Source organism: Pseudomonas fluorescens, from assembly GCF_902497745.1.
GTDB lineage: Bacteria > Pseudomonadota > Gammaproteobacteria > Pseudomonadales > Pseudomonadaceae > Aquipseudomonas > Aquipseudomonas fluorescens_BM.
The window spans coordinates 274,667-289,956 of sequence record NZ_CABVHJ010000007.1 but is presented as its reverse complement, the minus strand read 5'-3'; the positions used below and the strand labels follow the sequence as shown (position 1 = coordinate 289,956).

General features: G+C 60.9%; 19 protein-coding genes. 13 read left to right on the top strand and 6 right to left on the bottom strand.

The genetic code is table 11. The features are described from left to right. Both F8N44_RS13770 and F8N44_RS13765 read right to left on the bottom strand, forming a co-directional pair. Positions 1 to 711 carry an ABC transporter ATP-binding protein gene (locus F8N44_RS13770; RefSeq protein ID WP_150650664.1) on the bottom strand — a complete coding sequence of 237 codons (711 nt, stop codon included), beginning with the start codon at positions 709 to 711 and terminating at the stop codon, positions 1 to 3. A 155-nt stretch (positions 712 to 866) separates the two neighbouring features. Further along, positions 867 to 1,460: a DUF2796 domain-containing protein gene (locus F8N44_RS13765; protein WP_150650663.1), complete on the bottom strand. Its 594-nt coding sequence runs from the start codon at positions 1,458 to 1,460 to the stop codon at positions 867 to 869. Between the two features lie 135 nt (positions 1,461 to 1,595). Between F8N44_RS13765 and F8N44_RS13760 the strand changes: the two genes are divergently transcribed. Then, a complete protein-coding gene (locus F8N44_RS13760; protein ID WP_150650662.1) occupies positions 1,596 to 1,955 on the top strand; it encodes a hypothetical protein in 360 nt (119 codons plus the stop codon). An 88-nt stretch (positions 1,956 to 2,043) separates the two neighbouring features. Here the strand turns inward: F8N44_RS13760 and trxA are convergent, their stop codons facing one another. From trxA to F8N44_RS13745, 3 genes are all read right to left on the bottom strand, one after another. After that, complete coding sequence (gene trxA, locus F8N44_RS13755) at positions 2,044 to 2,916, bottom strand: thioredoxin (RefSeq protein WP_150650661.1); 873 nt, start codon at positions 2,914 to 2,916, stop codon at positions 2,044 to 2,046. Between the two features lie 158 nt (positions 2,917 to 3,074). After that, positions 3,075 to 3,731 (bottom strand): class I SAM-dependent methyltransferase, encoded by a 657-nt coding sequence (locus tag F8N44_RS13750; RefSeq protein ID WP_150650660.1) that lies wholly within the window; start codon positions 3,729 to 3,731, stop codon positions 3,075 to 3,077. Continuing rightward, the gene (locus tag F8N44_RS13745; RefSeq protein ID WP_053124259.1) at positions 3,728 to 4,192 is read right to left on the bottom strand and encodes a YbaY family lipoprotein; all 465 of its coding nucleotides are present in this window, start codon (positions 4,190 to 4,192) and stop codon (positions 3,728 to 3,730) included. Before F8N44_RS13745 ends, F8N44_RS13750 begins: the two co-directional genes overlap by 4 nt. 128 nt (positions 4,193 to 4,320) lie before the next feature. Between F8N44_RS13745 and nrdR the strand changes: the two genes are divergently transcribed. The 12 genes from nrdR to F8N44_RS13685 all read left to right on the top strand — a co-directional run bounded on the left by nrdR (position 4,321) and on the right by F8N44_RS13685 (position 13,128). Further along, entirely contained in the window at positions 4,321 to 4,785 is a 465-nt protein-coding gene (gene nrdR / locus F8N44_RS13740; protein ID WP_007910946.1) for a transcriptional regulator NrdR, read from the top strand. Then, positions 4,782 to 5,915: a bifunctional diaminohydroxyphosphoribosylaminopyrimidine deaminase/5-amino-6-(5-phosphoribosylamino)uracil reductase RibD gene (ribD, locus tag F8N44_RS13735; protein WP_150650659.1), complete on the top strand. Its 1,134-nt coding sequence runs from the start codon at positions 4,782 to 4,784 to the stop codon at positions 5,913 to 5,915. The genes nrdR and ribD overlap by 4 nt, the downstream gene beginning before the upstream one ends. A gap of 47 nt (positions 5,916 to 5,962) precedes the next feature. Further along, positions 5,963 to 6,628 (top strand): riboflavin synthase, encoded by a 666-nt coding sequence (locus tag F8N44_RS13730; protein ID WP_127929943.1) that lies wholly within the window; start codon positions 5,963 to 5,965, stop codon positions 6,626 to 6,628. 16 nt (positions 6,629 to 6,644) lie between these two features. Next, positions 6,645 to 7,736: a bifunctional 3,4-dihydroxy-2-butanone-4-phosphate synthase/GTP cyclohydrolase II gene (ribBA, locus tag F8N44_RS13725; protein ID WP_034153727.1), complete on the top strand. Its 1,092-nt coding sequence runs from the start codon at positions 6,645 to 6,647 to the stop codon at positions 7,734 to 7,736. Between the two features lie 91 nt (positions 7,737 to 7,827). Then, positions 7,828 to 8,304 (top strand): 6,7-dimethyl-8-ribityllumazine synthase, encoded by a 477-nt coding sequence (gene ribE / locus F8N44_RS13720; RefSeq protein WP_003228649.1) that lies wholly within the window; start codon positions 7,828 to 7,830, stop codon positions 8,302 to 8,304. Further along, positions 8,301 to 8,801, top strand: a complete 501-nt coding sequence (gene nusB, locus F8N44_RS13715) for a transcription antitermination factor NusB (protein WP_123448286.1) — start codon at positions 8,301 to 8,303, stop codon at positions 8,799 to 8,801. Before ribE ends, nusB begins: the two co-directional genes overlap by 4 nt. Positions 8,802 to 8,819: 18 nt before the next feature. Then, positions 8,820 to 9,785, top strand: coding sequence for a thiamine-phosphate kinase (gene thiL / locus F8N44_RS13710; protein WP_150650658.1), 966 nt, complete (start codon positions 8,820 to 8,822; stop codon positions 9,783 to 9,785). Then, complete coding sequence (locus F8N44_RS13705) at positions 9,782 to 10,285, top strand: phosphatidylglycerophosphatase A (RefSeq protein WP_011336134.1); 504 nt, start codon at positions 9,782 to 9,784, stop codon at positions 10,283 to 10,285. The genes thiL and F8N44_RS13705 overlap by 4 nt, the downstream gene beginning before the upstream one ends. A 37-nt stretch (positions 10,286 to 10,322) precedes the next feature. Continuing rightward, positions 10,323 to 11,060, top strand: a complete 738-nt coding sequence (locus F8N44_RS13700; RefSeq protein ID WP_150650657.1) for a substrate-binding periplasmic protein — start codon at positions 10,323 to 10,325, stop codon at positions 11,058 to 11,060. Between the two features lie 234 nt (positions 11,061 to 11,294). Beyond that, complete coding sequence (ribA, locus tag F8N44_RS13695) at positions 11,295 to 11,912, top strand: GTP cyclohydrolase II (RefSeq protein ID WP_016984117.1); 618 nt, start codon at positions 11,295 to 11,297, stop codon at positions 11,910 to 11,912. Continuing rightward, entirely contained in the window at positions 11,909 to 12,328 is a 420-nt protein-coding gene (locus F8N44_RS13690) for an MFS transporter (RefSeq protein ID WP_150650656.1), read from the top strand. Before ribA ends, F8N44_RS13690 begins: the two co-directional genes overlap by 4 nt. Next, the gene (locus tag F8N44_RS13685) at positions 12,328 to 13,128 is read left to right on the top strand and encodes a cobalamin-binding protein (protein WP_150650655.1); all 801 of its coding nucleotides are present in this window, start codon (positions 12,328 to 12,330) and stop codon (positions 13,126 to 13,128) included. The genes F8N44_RS13690 and F8N44_RS13685 overlap by 1 nt, the downstream gene beginning before the upstream one ends. Before the next feature lie 114 nt (positions 13,129 to 13,242). Here the strand turns inward: F8N44_RS13685 and F8N44_RS13680 are convergent, their stop codons facing one another. Continuing rightward, complete coding sequence (locus F8N44_RS13680) at positions 13,243 to 15,129, bottom strand: TonB-dependent receptor domain-containing protein (protein ID WP_150650654.1); 1,887 nt, start codon at positions 15,127 to 15,129, stop codon at positions 13,243 to 13,245. Positions 15,130 to 15,290: the final 161 nt, after the last annotated feature.

Here is a 15,290-nt window from a genome sequence, read left to right as displayed (position 1 = left end):
TCAGACCTCGGCAGACGTGGCGGCGCGATTGAGTTCGGCCAGGGACAGATGACGGTCGAACAGCGGCGCCAGGCTCTGGTCGTGGCTGACGAACAGCAGACTGGAACCGGCCTCGCGGCATTCGGCGAACAGCAGGCGAATGAAGTTTTCCCGGGCGTCGTAATCCAGTGCCGAAGTCGGTTCGTCGGCGATCACCAACTCTGGCTGGCCGATCAATGCGCGTGCGGCGGCAACCCGTTGCTGTTGGCCGATCGACAGTGAATCAGCACGACGACTGAGGATGCTTTCATCCTTCAAACCCAAGTGGGCGAGCAGGGTGGCGGCGGCTTGATCGACACTGCCATGTCGCTGTTTCGCTCGCTGGGCGCGCAGTTTGGAAAAGTGACACGGCAGCTCAACGTTCTCGCGGACCGAGAGAAACGGCAGCAAGTTGAACTGCTGGAAAATGTAGCCGGTGTGATCGACGCGGAAGGTGTCGCGAGCGCCGGCGGAGAGTTCGGTCAGCTCCTGGCCGAGCAGGCGAATGCTGCCGCGAACGGGTTTCTGCACGCCGCCGAGCAGACCGAGCAGGGTGGTCTTGCCGCTGCCGCTGGGGCCTTTGAGGAACAGGGTTTCGCCGGCTTCCAGACGAAACGCCGGGATGTCCAGCAACGGCGGGTGACCGGGCCAGTTGAAGCCCAGGTCGGACAGTTCGATGAGTGCTTGGGTCATGGCACCAGTTTCAAAGTTGTAGACAGAACCCCTGTAGGAGCTGCCGAAGGCTGCGATCTTTTGATCCTGATCTTCTTAAAGCAAGATCAAAAGATCGCAGCCTTCGGCAGCTCCTACATTGGATCGCGGTGGATCACAGGGGATTTTCGGTGTGATCAGAATTTCAGCGAGGCAGCCTTGGCCGTCACTTCAGTACCTTGCTGGCCGCTGGCGCTGATCAGTTGTACCTGAATTTTCTGCGTCGCCGGGAAGGTCTTGAAGACGTTCGCCAGATCCAGCGTCTTCAACGCGCCCGGTGTGGCGCAGTTGAACTGATAGTGCGCGTGGATTTCGCTGTGGTCGTGGTGATGCTCGTGCCCGTCCTTGTCCGCTTCATCGTCGTCGTGATCATCGGCATCCGGTTTGTCGCCGAACAGCGGGCTTTCCAGTTCCTGGCTGACCACTTTGCAACCGGCAGCAACAGGCAGGCTGAACAGGGCCAGCGGTTTTTCCAGCTGCGCACGGGCAGCGGCAACTTTGGCTTTGTCGGCATCCGAAGTGGCGATGTGTTCGAACCCGACGAGGTTCATCGCCGGGCTTTCCAGCTCAAGCTCCAGGGTCTGGCCATCGAGCGCAGCGTTCAGGCGACCCACGCCATGTTCGTGCGCGCCAAGGCTGCCGTGTTCATGGTCGTGATCGTGCTCATCGGCAGCATGGGCGATAGCCAGCGGCAACAGGGCAAACGGCAAAGCGAGCAGCAGACGACGCATGGCGGTCTCCGGGAAGTAAAGTGAAGAGTTTGTTATGTAATCTTATAACGAAAGTGCGCAGAGTTTGCCCGTGCGCTTGGCGTTGCACAAGTCCCGTGGGAGCATGCACGTCAGAAAAGTGCGGGAGCGAACTCAATGTTGCGGATACGCGGAACCGTCGGCGATGTGCCGGTGGATTTGACGGTGGAACTGGATGACGGCGATTGGGCGAAGCTCGGTTCAGCGCTGAATGGGCAGGCGCCGGTTGCTCAATCTGAGGCGGTCGCATCAGCCCCGGCGGCGAAACCGCTGAATCAGGACGATGCCTTGTGGCAGTTGGCCAAGGATCTGTTGCGCAAGGCCGGACAGCTCAGTGGGCCGGATCTGCTTGATCAACTGGAAGGCCTGACCGGCAGCGCGGCGGCGGGCAAACGCTTGTTGGTGCGCCTGCGTCACAGTGCGGACGTGAAAGTGGTGAGCGGCGGGGATACGCCGCTCTACAGCTGGATCGAATGAACCGCAAAAGATCGCAGCCTGCGGCAGCTCCTACATTGGAATGGGATTACACCCCTGTAGGAGCTGCCGAAGGCTGCGATCTTTTGATTTAATAAAGCGCAGCAAACATCTTGCGGCGGTACACCGTCACCAGCGGGTGATCATTGCCCAGCAGCTCGAACACCTGCAGCAAGGTCTTGTGCGGCAAGCCTTCGCTGTAGCTGCGGTTGCGGATGAACAGTTTCAGGAGTGCATCCAGCGCCGCTTCGTATTGCTGGCGAGCGAGTTGCTGGATCGCCAGTTGATACACCGCTTCATCGTCCAGCGGATCTTTCGCCAAACGCGCTTTCAGGTCAGCGGCATCCGGCAGATCACGCGCCAGGCCAAGGAATTTGATCTGCGCCTTGGCCCCGGCCAGTGCGGCGTTGTGTTCGTCGCTCTTGACTGCATCCAGCACGGTTTGCGCTTCGTCCAGCTCGCCGCGTTCAGTCAGGCAGCGCGCGTAGAGGATCAGCGCTTTGGCATTGGTGTTGTCTTCATTGAGCATCACCACCAGCGCCGCTTCGGCGTCGGCGTAACGGCCGTCATCGAACAACGCCTGAGCCTGCTCGAACGGATCGGCGTCAGCGGGCGGCGGCATCTGCACATGCGGCTCAAGCAGGGCGCGCACGGCGGATTCCGGTTGTGCACCGGCAAAACCGTCGATCGGTTGACCGTCCTTGAACAGCACTACGGTCGGCAGGCTGCGAATGCCGAAGCGGGCGACGATGTCCTGCTCGATGTCGCAGTTGACCTTGGCCAGCAGCAACTCGCCCTGATAGCTCTCGGCAATGCCTTGCAGCATCGGCATCAGCGCCTTGCACGGCGCACACCATTCGGCCCAGAAATCCACCAGCACCGGTTTGTTGAAGGAAGCCTCGATCACCGACTGGTCGAAATCGGCAGTCGTGGCGTCGAAGATGTACGGCGTTTGCTGACTCATGGGGGATCTCGTCAAAGCGTGGATGGGGCAACTATACGGCTTGGCGGGGTGTGGCCGGAAGGCAGAGATGAGTTGTCCGGCAGGACGCCTTCGCGAGCAGGCTCGCTCCCACAGGGGAACGCATTCCAAATGTGGGAGCGAGCTTGCTCGCGAAACTTTTAGTCACGCCGCGCGTGGTAAAGGCTGACATGCCTGAACTCTTCCGGCTCAGCCAGATCCGGCAAGGTCATCGCCTCAAGCATTTCAATCCGCTGATACAACGGATGGCGAAAATCCCGAACCCGCGAATCCGCCACCAGCGCCTCGCGGCCACGGCTTAAAAACGCATCGAGCAACGGCAGATTCGCCCGGTCATACAACACGTCCGCCACCAGAATCAGATCAAACCGATCAGCCTCGGCAAAGAAATCTGTCGAGTAGCTCATCTGCACATCATTGAGCTCGGTATTCGCCCGGCACGCGGCAATCGCCAGTGGATCGAGATCGCATGCCACGACTTCCAGCGCGCCGGCCTTGACCGCCGCGATCCCGGCGATCCCGGAACCGGCGCCGAAATCCAGCACACGTTTACCGCGCACCCACTCGGGAAATTCCGCCAGATACCGCGCCACCGCCAGACCACTGGCCCAGCAGAAACCCCAATACGGTGGCTCGTGCAGAATTCGTTGAATTTCTTCCTGACTGAATTCGCGATCCATGTTGTCGCCATCGATCAGCCATAGCTGTAAATCAGTATCCGGCAACGCACAGACCTTGAGTCTGGCGTCGCCGAGCAATTCACCTAACGCCCGTTGCAGGTCGAGCGGTGCATTCATGGTGCTTTGACAAACTGCAGTTGGCCCAGCGCCTGAGTGGTCGGCTGGCTGATGGTTTGCGAAGGCAGATGCAGGATCAACTGACCGGACTGGCTGGCGCGCCCGCGCAGTTCAACCCGCGCACCGGCGGGGAAGGCGTCCGGGTTGAAGCGCAGGCGGAACGGCAGAATCTGGTTGTTGCCGATCAGGCTGGAACTGGCGAGCAATTGTTGCGGGCGATCCTTTTCATCGATCACCAGCAGCGCCAGTTCGACTTCGGCACCGGCCGGCACGCCTTGCAGGGTGCCGCTCAGTTCGCGTTGATAGGCCGGCAGCGGGCCAAGCTCGGCGGCTTCCTTGGCTTTTTTCTGCGCCTGTTGCGGCGCAGGGCCCGGCGTTGGCGGCTGGGGCTTGGGTGCATCGCTGCCACAGGCCACCAGCAGGCTGAAAAGACTGAGCAAAACGAGCGGACGTAACGGCATTGGATGCTCCGGCAAAATGAAATCCATGGATCAAACGATCATGCCGTTCTGTATACCGCAAAGCCTATGGCTTGTCTTGCCACCGGGATGCGCTACCATGGCCCTCCCTTTTTTTGTTGCCAGCCACCATGCACTGTCCCTTCTGCGGTGCCAACGACACCAAGGTCATCGACTCGCGTCTGGTCGCCGAGGGCGAACAGGTGCGCCGCCGGCGTGAATGCCTGGCCTGCGGCGAACGTTTCACGACGTTCGAGACGGCCGAACTGGTGTTGCCGCGCCTGATCAAAACCGACGGCAGCCGCCAACCGTTCGACGAAGAAAAACTCCGCGCCGGCATGCAACGCGCGCTGGAGAAACGTCCGGTGAGCGTCGAGCGCCTCGAATCCTCTCTGGTCCACATCAAGCACAAGCTGCGCGCCACCGGCGAGCGCGAGGTCAAATCCCTCGTGGTCGGCGAACTGGTCATGGCCGAGCTGCAAAAGCTTGATGAAGTCGCTTACATCCGTTTCGCTTCGGTGTACAAGCGCTTCCAGGACCTCAACGAGTTCCGCGAAGAAATCGACCGCCTCGCCCGCGAACCGGTGAAAGAATGACCACTGCCGCCGAGCAGGCCATCCTCGACGCCCACTTCATGGCTCGCGCGCTGGAACTGGCGCGCAAAGGTCACTACACCACCCACCCCAATCCTCGGGTGGGCTGCGTGGTGGTGCGTGACGGGCAGATTGTCGGCGAAGGCTGGCATGAACGTGCCGGCGAACCGCATGCCGAAGTCCATGCCCTGCGCGCCGCCGGTGAGCTGGCCCGGGGCGCGACCGCTTATGTGACCCTCGAACCGTGCAGCCACCACGGCCGTACGCCGCCGTGCGCCGATGCGCTGGTGAATGCCGGTGTCGCTCGAGTGGTGGCAGCGATGCGTGATCCCAATCCGCAAGTCGCCGGACGTGGTTTGCAGCGCCTGGCCGACGCGGGTATCGCCACCGAAAGCGGTGTGCTCGAAGCTGAGGCGCGCAAGCTCAATCAAGGCTTTCTGAAGCGCATGGAGCACGGCTTGCCGTTCGTGCGGGTCAAGTTGGCCATGAGCCTCGATGGTCGCACAGCGATGGAAAGCGGCGAGAGCCAATGGATCACCGGTCCCGCTGCTCGTTCGGCAGTCCAGCGTCTGCGCGCTCAGGCCGCCGTGGTGCTGACCGGCGCCGACACCGTGCTGGCCGATGGCGCGCGCTTGACTGTTCGTGCTGACGAACTCGGTCTGGACAGTGAGCAAACCGCGCTGGCCATGAGTCGCCCGCCGCTGCGCGTGCTGATCGACGGCCGCCTGCGCGTGCCGCTGGATGCGCCGTTCTTCAAGGCCGGCCCGGCGTTGGTCGCCACCTGCGTCGCGATCGAAGAGCAATACGCTCACGGCCCCGAGTGCCTGATCGTGCCGGGTGATGACGGTCAGGTCGATCTGCATCAATTGCTGATCGAACTGGCCAACCGTGGCGTCAACGAGGTGTTGATCGAGGCCGGTCCGCGTCTGGCCGGCGCTTTTGCTCAGCTCGGTCTGGTCGACGAGTTCGTGATCTTCATCGCCGGCAAGTTCCTCGGCTCCACGGCGCGTCCGCTGCTGGACTGGCCACTGGCTTATATGAAGGATGCGCCGGAGCTGAAAATCACTGAAATTCGCGCGGTGGGCGATGACTGGCGAGTCACTGCCATCCCTGCTCAAGCGGCGAGCGTATAATTCCCGGCCATTGCGTTAGCGCTGGCTTAGTTCTCAAGGAGAACCCCATGTTTACCGGCATCATCGAATCCATCGGCAGTATCCGCGCACTGACCCCAAAGGGCGGTGATGTGCGGGTCCACGTCGCCACCGGCAAGCTTGACCTGAGCGACGTCAAACTCGGCGACAGCATCGCGGTCAACGGCGTTTGCCTGACGGCGGTTGAGCTGCCGGGCGACGGCTTCGCGGCCGACGTCAGCCGCGAAACCCTCGACTGCACCGCCATGAATGACCTGAAAAGCGGCAGCCCGGTCAATCTGGAAAAAGCCCTGACCCCGACCACCCGTCTCGGCGGGCATCTGGTCAGCGGCCACGTCGACGGCGTCGGTGAAATCGTCTCGCGCAGCGACAATGCCCGCGCCGTGGAATTTCGCATCCGCGCGCCGAAGGAACTGGCCAAGTACATCGCCCATAAAGGCTCGATCACCGTCGACGGCACCAGCCTCACCGTGAACGCAGTCGATGGCGCCGAGTTCATGCTGACGATCATCCCGCACACCCTGAGCGAAACCATCATGGCGTCGTACAAGCCAGGTCGTCGGGTGAATCTGGAAGTCGACTTGCTGGCGCGTTATCTGGAGCGTCTGCTTTTGGGCGACAAGGCCGCAGAGTCGGCATCCGGCGGCACGATCACCGAAAGCTTTCTGGCCGCCAACGGCTACCTCAAATCCTGACTGAAGGGGGTGCCTTGTGGCGCTCAATAGCATCGAAGAACTGGTCGAAGACATCCGCCAAGGCAAGATGGTCATCCTCATGGATGACGAAGACCGCGAGAACGAAGGCGACCTGATCATGGCCGCCGAATGCTGCCAGGCCGAACACATCAACTTCATGGCCAAGCACGCCCGCGGCCTGATCTGCATGCCGATGAGCCGCGAACGCTGCGAACTGTTGAAGCTGCCGTTGATGGCGCCGCGCAACGGTTCCGGTTTCGGTACCAAGTTCACTGTGTCGATCGAAGCCGCCGAAGGCGTGACCACCGGCATCTCCGCCGCTGACCGTGCGCGCACTGTGCAAGCGGCTGCCGCCAAAGACGCCAAGGCGGAAGACATCGTCAGTCCGGGCCACATCTTCCCGTTGATGGCTCAGGCCGGCGGCACCCTTGCTCGCGCCGGCCACACTGAAGCGGCTTGCGACCTCGCGCGCATGGCCGGTTTCGAACCGAGCGGTGTGATCTGCGAAGTGATGAACGACGACGGCACCATGTCCCGTCGCGCTGAGCTGGAAGCTTTCGCCGCTGAGCACAACATCAAGATCGGCACCATTGCCGACCTGATTCACTACCGCATGATCCACGAACGTACCGTTCAGCGGATTGCCGAGCAGCCACTGGACAGCGAACTGGGCCAATTCAACCTGGTGACCTATCGTGATTCGGTGGAAGGCGACGTGCACATGGCGCTGACCCTGGGCACTGTTTGCGCTGAAGAACCGACGCTGGTTCGTGTGCACAACATGGACCCGCTGCGCGACCTGCTGATGGTCAAGCAACCGGGCCGCTGGAGCCTGCGCGCCGCCATGGCGGCGGTTGCCGAGGCGGGCAGCGGTGTGGTGCTGTTGCTCGGTCACCCGCTCGATGGCGACGTGTTGCTGGCGCACATCCGCGAAACCGGTGATCAGGCTGCGCCGAAAAAACCGACCACCTACAGCATTGTCGGTGCCGGTTCGCAGATCCTGCGTGACCTCGGCGTACGCAAAATGCGCTTGATGTCTGCGCCAATGAAATTTAATGCGATATCCGGTTTCGATCTGGAAGTTGTAGAATACGTGCCCTCCGAATAATGACCGGTTGTTTCCGGACTCCGATTCGCGGCAAATAAATCACTGAGGGACGCGTAGCAGACGCGTCCCGGCTCTTTAAGAGAACTGACGAATGACCCTGAAGACCATCGAAGGTACCTTCATCGCCCCTAAAGGCCGCTACGCTTTGGTAGTGGGCCGGTTCAACAGCTTCGTGGTTGAAAGCCTGGTCAGCGGTGCAGTTGATGCCCTGGTTCGCCACGGCGTGAGCGAAAGCGACATCACCATCATCCGCGCACCTGGCGCCTTCGAAATCCCGCTGGTAGCGCAGAAAGTCGCCCAGAAAGGTGAATTCGCAGCCATCATCGCCCTCGGCGCGGTCATTCGTGGCGGTACTCCGCACTTCGAATACGTGGCAGGCGAGTGCACCAAGGGCCTGGCCCAGGTGTCCATGGAGTTCGGCGTGCCGGTCGCTTTCGGCGTCCTGACCGTTGATTCCATCGAGCAAGCCATCGAACGTTCCGGCACCAAGGCCGGTAACAAAGGTGCCGAAGCTGCCCTGTCCGCTCTGGAAATGGTCAGCCTGCTGGCACAGTTGGAGGCCAAGTGATTAGCGACGAAAGCGATCGTTTCAACCCGCGCGATCCAAAACCAGCGGATGCCGGCAAGCCCTCGAAAAGCGTCAAGCGTCGCGAAGCCCGTCAGCTCGCGACCCAGGCGCTGTACCAGTGGCACATGGCCAAGCAATCGCTGAACGAGATCGAAGCGCAGTTTCGCGTTGATAACGATTTCACCGATGTCGACGGTGCCTACTTCCGCGAAATCCTCCACGGGGTTCCGCAGTTCAAGACCGAAATCGACAACGCCCTGACGCCTTGCCTGGACCTGGCGATCGAAGAGCTCGACCCGGTTGAACTGGCCGTTCTGCGCCTGTCGACCTGGGAATTGCTCAAGCGCGTCGACGTGCCGTACCGCGTGGTGATCAACGAAGGTATCGAGCTGGCGAAAGTCTTCGGTTCGACCGACGGCCACAAGTTCGTCAACGGCGTGCTCGACAAGCTGGCCCCGCGCCTGCGTGAAGCTGAAGTGAAGGCGTTCAAGCGCTGAAACGCGCTTGAAACCTCAATGGGCGAATTCGAGCTGATCCGCAATTTCTTCGCCGCCGCGCCCTGTGCGCAGGGCGGCGAAGGCGTTGCTCTGGGGATCGGTGATGACTGCGCCTTGCTCGCTGTTTCCTCCGGGGAACAACTGGCAATCTCTACCGATACGCTGGTGGCCGGTGTGCATTTCGCCGATCCCTGCGATCCGTTTCTGCTCGGTCAGCGCTCGCTGGCCGTCGCGGTCAGCGATCTGGCCGCCATGGGCGCCACGCCCGTTGCCTTTACCCTTGCCCTGACTGTGCCGACGGTGACCGCCGATTGGCTGCAAGCCTATGCCCGCGGTTTGAACCGTATGGCGCAGAGCTGCGGCGTTACATTGGTCGGCGGCGATACCACGCGTGGGCCGTTGAGCCTGACGGTGACGGTGTTCGGTCGCGTGCCTGCTGGTCAGGCATTGACCCGTAGCGGTGCGCAGCCGGGCGACTTGCTCTGTGTCGGTGGCGAACTGGGCAATGCGGCCGGCGCCTTGCCTTTGGTGCTCGGTCAGCGTGAGGCCGAAGCACACATCGCCCAACCGCTGCTCGATCATTACTGGTCGCCGCAACCGCAACTCGCCCTCGGCCAGGCCCTGCGCAGTAAAGCCACCTCGGCGCTGGATATCTCCGATGGCCTGCTCGCCGACTGTGGCCACATCGCACTGGCATCGAAGGTGCGACTTGAGATTGAACGCGAGCGCGTACCGCTGTCGGATGCTTTAGTGGCGTTTCTCGGTCAGCGCGGCGCCGAGCGTGCCGCGCTGAGCGGTGGCGATGATTACGTGCTGGCCTTCACCCTGCCGTCCGTCGAGTTGCCGGCGCTGCTGGCCAATGGCTGGCCGATCCATGTGATCGGTCGTGTGTCAGAAGGTCAGGGCGTGATTCTGCTGGATCGCGAAGGGCACGACATCACCCCGCAAATCCGGGGCTATCAACATTTTCAGGAGACACCGTGACAGATCACCCGAAACAGGTTCCGGCCGAATTCGTTCCGCCGTCGGTCTGGCGCAATCCCTGGCATTTCCTCGCGTTCGGCTTTGGTTCCGGCACCCTGCCGAAAGCTCCGGGCACTTGGGGTTCGTTAGTTGCACTACCCTTTATCCCGTTGTGGCAGATGTTGCCCGACTGGGGTTACTGGCTGATGCTCGGCATCACCATGCTGTTCGGCTTCTGGCTGTGCGGCAAAGTCGCCGACGATCTGCGGGTACACGACCACGAAGGCATCGTCTGGGACGAGATGGTCGGCATGTGGATTACCCTGTGGCTGGTACCGGAAGGCTGGTACTGGTTGCTCGCGGGTTTTCTGGTGTTCCGCTTCTTCGACATTCTCAAGCCATGGCCGATTCGCTGGATCGACCGGCATGTGCATGGCGGCGTCGGCATCATGCTCGACGACGTGCTGGCCGGTGTGTTCGCTTGGCTGGCGATGCAGGGGCTGGTGTGGGTTTTCGCCTGATTCCAAGGGATATCAGGGTCAAGTGAGGGGACTAGGGATGGCTCGACGCTGGTTGGCGTTAGTGGTTTTGGCTTTGCTGAGTACCGTGGCCGGTGCGCAGGAAGCAGCGCCGACGCCGGCGGTCATCCATCTGGCCAGCGAAGACTGGGAAGACTACACCGCCGCTGATGGCCATGGCCTTGGCTGGGACGTGTTGCGCAAAGTGTTCGAACCGGCCGGAGTAAAGCTGGATATCCGCAGCGTGCCATACACCCGTTCGGTCGGGCTGGTGCAGTTGAAGGAAGTCGACGCGCTGGTCGGTTCCTATCGCGACGAAGCCGAGCAGGTGTTGTATCCACACTGGAACTTCGATTCCGACCACATCTACGCGTTGGGTCTGGCGAGCAATCCATCGCCGACCCAGGCGACGCTGGGCAAATATCGTCTGGCCTGGGTGCGCGGTTATCGCTACGAAAACTACCTGCCGAATATCAAGCGTTACAACCAGATCCAACGGCGCACCGGCATTTTATCGATGCTCAAGCAGGGGCGGGCGGATTACTACATCGATGCGTTGACCGAGATCGAGGCAGTGCTCAAAACCGCAGCAGATCCGGCGCTGTATCGCTATTCACATCTGATCGAGCTGCCGTTGTTTCTCGGCTTTGCCGACACTCCGCAGGCGCGGGCACTGATGGCGCTGTATGACCAGCGTATGGAGCAGTTGGTGAAGAGCGGCGAGTTGAAGCCGATCTTCGAGAAGTGGAAGCAGCCGTATCCATTCACCTCGAATTGACCACGTACCCTTGTGGGAGCGAGCCTGCTCGCGAAAGCGATGGTTCAGTCAGCATTGGGGCGACTGACATGACGCCTTCGCGAGCAGGCTCGCTCCCACAAGGACCTACGCTAGTCAGTAGTTATCAAACTTTTTGATCGTTATGCCCGATAATTCAGCCTAAGCGTCTGTAGGAACCTGCTGTTACAATGCCGGCCTGCGAATTTTCAGACTCTTTAGATCAGGAGCACACCGGTGCCTGTCGTCTTTGTCGCCGCTTCCAAGCTGCCAACGCCTTTTGCGCAATTCACCATGCACGGTTTTCTCGATGAAGCCACTGGCCGCGAGCACGTCGTGCTGAGCCTGGGTGAAATTGCCGACGGTGCCCCGGTTCTCGGCCGTTTGCACTCCGAATGCCTGACCGGCGACGCTTTGTTCAGCCAGCGCTGCGACTGCGGCTCGCAACTAGAAGGCGCGCTCAAAGCCATCGCCCGTGAAGGCCGCGGCGTATTGCTTTACCTGCGTCAGGAAGGTCGCGGTATTGGTCTGCTGAACAAGATCCGTGCCTACGAATTGCAGGACGGAGGCGCCGACACCGTTGAAGCCAACGAGCGTCTGGGCTTTGCCGCTGACCAGCGCGACTACGCGATGTGCCTGCCGATGCTTGAACATCTGGGCGTGAAATCCCTGCGCCTGATGACCAACAACCCGCGCAAGGTCAAAGCCTTGACCGACATGGGCATCACCGTCGCCGAGCGTGTGCCGCTGCACACCGGGCACAACCCGCACAACAAACTCTACCTGGCGACCAAGGCCAGCAAGCTCGACCACATGATGGGCAATGAGCATCAGGGCGAGGTTGATCGCGCGTGACCCGAGGTCAGGTGCGGCGCCGATTGTCGGTCGATTGGTGGAAATACCTCGCGCTGGCGCTGGTGCCGTTGTTCGTGCTCAACGCGTTGTTTGGTCAGGGCGCAGGGATTCTGCCGGTACTGGCGATGCCGTTTTTCATTGCCGGCGTCGCGTCGATGTTTGTCAGCCTGAAGTTTTTCGGTCGCTATAAACATGCGCTGATCGCCACGCAAAAAGCCCTCGATACCCCGGATGAACCGGCCGCGTGGATTGCCCTCGCAGCCCGTCGCCGTGCGGCTTTTCTCGTGGCAGCCTTGCCGGCGTGGATCGGTGCACTGGCGGTGTTTGTCGGTCTTGAAGCCGTACCGCTGATGCTGCTGGCGCTGTCCACGGCGGTGCTGTTCTACCTCTACCGTATCCCGCGTCAACTCGGCTGATGCGCCGTCTGTGGCTGGCGGTTCTGCTGCTGGCCGTCAGTGGTCCTGCGCTGGCGCAACTGCGAGTTGTCAGCCTCGCACCGTCCCTTTCTGAAATCGTGGTTGAACTGGATTCGGCGGATCTGTTGGTCGGAGTGCTGGATGCCGGAGAGCGGCCGGCGGCGATTGCCAGCGTTCCGTCAGTCGGTCGCTATGGCCAACTTGATATGGAACAGCTGCTGAGCCTCCAGCCTGATTTGTTGTTGCTGTGGCCCGGGAGTGTCGGCCCGGCGCAACGTGATCAATTGAAACGTCTGGGTATCCCGACCTTCGTCGCCGAACCGCATTCCCTCGAACAACTCACCACCCAGATTGAAGCCATTGCCGCACAAATGGGGCGGCCGGAGCGTGGGGTGGTGCGAGCGACCGAACTGCGCAAACAACTCGCAGAACTCCGCCAACGCTATCGCCGCGATGTGCCGTTGCGGGTGTTTTATCAGGTGTGGGACAAGCCGCTGTACACCGTCGGTGGCGGGCAGATCATCAGTGATGCACTGCAAGTGTGCGGGGCGCTTAATGTGTTCAGCGATCTGAGTCTGCCGGCGCCGCAGGTGAGTATTGAGGCGGTGTTGCAGCGCGATCCTGAAGTGATTCTGGCGAGTGATCAGGCGCAGCTGAATGCGTGGAAGGCGTGGCCGCAAGTAGCAGCGGTGAAGCAGGCAAAGTTACTGTTGGTCACCGACAAAGGCCTTGAGCGCCCAAGCGGCCAGATGATCAGCGCCACCGCCAAGCTTTGCCAATTGATCGCGCCGGACAGGTAACCCTGTAGGAGCTGCCGAAGGCTGCGATCTTTTGATTTTGCTGTTTGACTGAGTCGGAGTCGCCGAAGATCAAGATCAAAAGATCGCAGCCTTCGGCAGCTCCTACAGGGGATTTCAGTGGATTTCGGGAGTCCAGGTTACCCCAAACATCCACACCCGACCTTCCTCGCGATAGCCATACTGGCTGCCGTCATAGCTGTAGTTCGCCCGGCTATAGCCCTTATCGAAAACGTTATCGACCTTCAGATCCAGCTTGATCTCGCGATTCAACGCCCAACTGCTGCGTAACCCGAACAGCGCATAGCCGCCCAGCGCCTGCGTATTGTCCTTATCGTCATAATTGCTGCTGACCGCCTGCCAACTGGCACCGACGCTGATTTGGTCAAACTGGCGATCGAGATCCCAACTCAACGTCCGCCGCGCACGCCGGGCCAAGGTGTGCCCGGTATCCCGATCGCGGGGATCGATGATCGCTACGCCAAGGTTGCTCTGCCAGCCGAACAGTTCCTGCTTCAATGCCGCTTCAAAACCGTTGATCCGCGCCGACGCGACATTCTCCGGGCGTGAATTGCTGCCGAAGATAATCGCGTCTTCCAGGTCCGTACGGTAAATCGAGGCTTCGAGGCGGCTGCTGTCGCTCAACTGGCTGCGCCATTGCAGCTCGTAGCTTTTCGAGGTTTCCGGTTTCAGATCCGGGTTGCTGAAGTCCGGGTAGTACAGGTCGTTGAAGGTCGGCGCGCGGAAGCCTTCGCTGTAGCTCAGCAACAGATCGTTGTCCGGGTTCAGCGGCAGGGTGAACGTGCCGCTCCAGGTGTTCTGGCTGCCGAATTGTTGATTGTCGTCATGGCGCAGACCCAGCTCCGTGGAAAAACTGTCGGCCTGATAACGATGCTGAATAAATGCGGCGCGGTTCCAGCGGCTGTCCTCGTCAAACGCGGTGCTGCTGTTGACCCGGTCTTCGTACCAGTCGCCGCCGAGGATCAGGCTGTTGCGCGCGTCCAGTGTCAGGTCGTTCTGCCAGTTCACCGAGTCGCGGTAGGTGTTGAACACCGTGCGTTCGTCGCTGAGCTTGTCGAGGGTCTTCTCGCGGTTCTCTGTGTGGCCGAGCTCGACGCGGGTTTTCCAGATCTCGTTGACCCGGGCATCGACGTAACTGCTGACGCTGCTGACGTTGAAATCGCTGTACGGCTGCTGTTGCACAGACTCGAACGTAGTCATGTCGAAGCGGCCGAACGGGTTGTCGAACTCGCCCTTGCCACGGTTATCCAGCAGGTTGGCGCCGACTTCGATGTCATCGGTCAGCGCATGGCTGAGGCTCAAGCTGACGGATTTATTGCGGTAGGCGTCGTGATCGCCATCGCTTGGATACGACTCATGGGTGCGATCAATCCCGGCAGTCTCATCTAGGCTGGCACCGAGATTGAAGCGGGTTTTGTCATCGCCCCCGGACAAGCCGAGACTGCGCTGCCACGTTTGGTTGCTGCCGAAACCGACGTGCATCCGGGGCTGCAAACCCTGCTCAGTGCCGCGTCGGGTGAAGATCTGAATCACCCCGCCAATCGCATCGCTGCCGTAAATCACTGAACGCGAACCGCGCAGCACTTCCACGCGCTCGATCTGCTCGATGTTCAGATGCTGCAGGTTGCTGTCGCCGGAAGTGGAACTGCCGATGCGCTGGCCATCGACCAAAACCAGACTTTGCGCCGACTGCGTGCCGCGAATGTAAATCCCCGGCAGACTGCCACGCCCGCCGGCCTGCGCCACTTGCACACCGGGGACGCGCCGCAGCAGGTCCGACACGTCGCTCGGTTGCAGGCGGTCGATGTCTTCGCGGGTAAATACCGTATTGGCGGCGCTGCTGTCGTTGCGGGCTTCGACCTGGCGATTGGCTGAGATCAGCGTGTCCGGCAGTTTCAATGCCTGATCACGCTCGAAGGTGTCGGCGAGCGCTTTGACGGATGGCAGCAGGAAGAAGGGCAGGGCGAGGCGCGAGAGTTTCATCGGTGGTCCGTTGACGCTTGGGGCGGATTCAATTTGGCAGTGACACAAACCACTGTGGGAGCGAGCTTGCTCGCGAATACGGTGTGTCAGTCAAAAATGAGTCGACTGACAGTCCGCTTTCGCGAGCAAGCTCGCTCCCACAGGGTTTTGCACAGGTATTG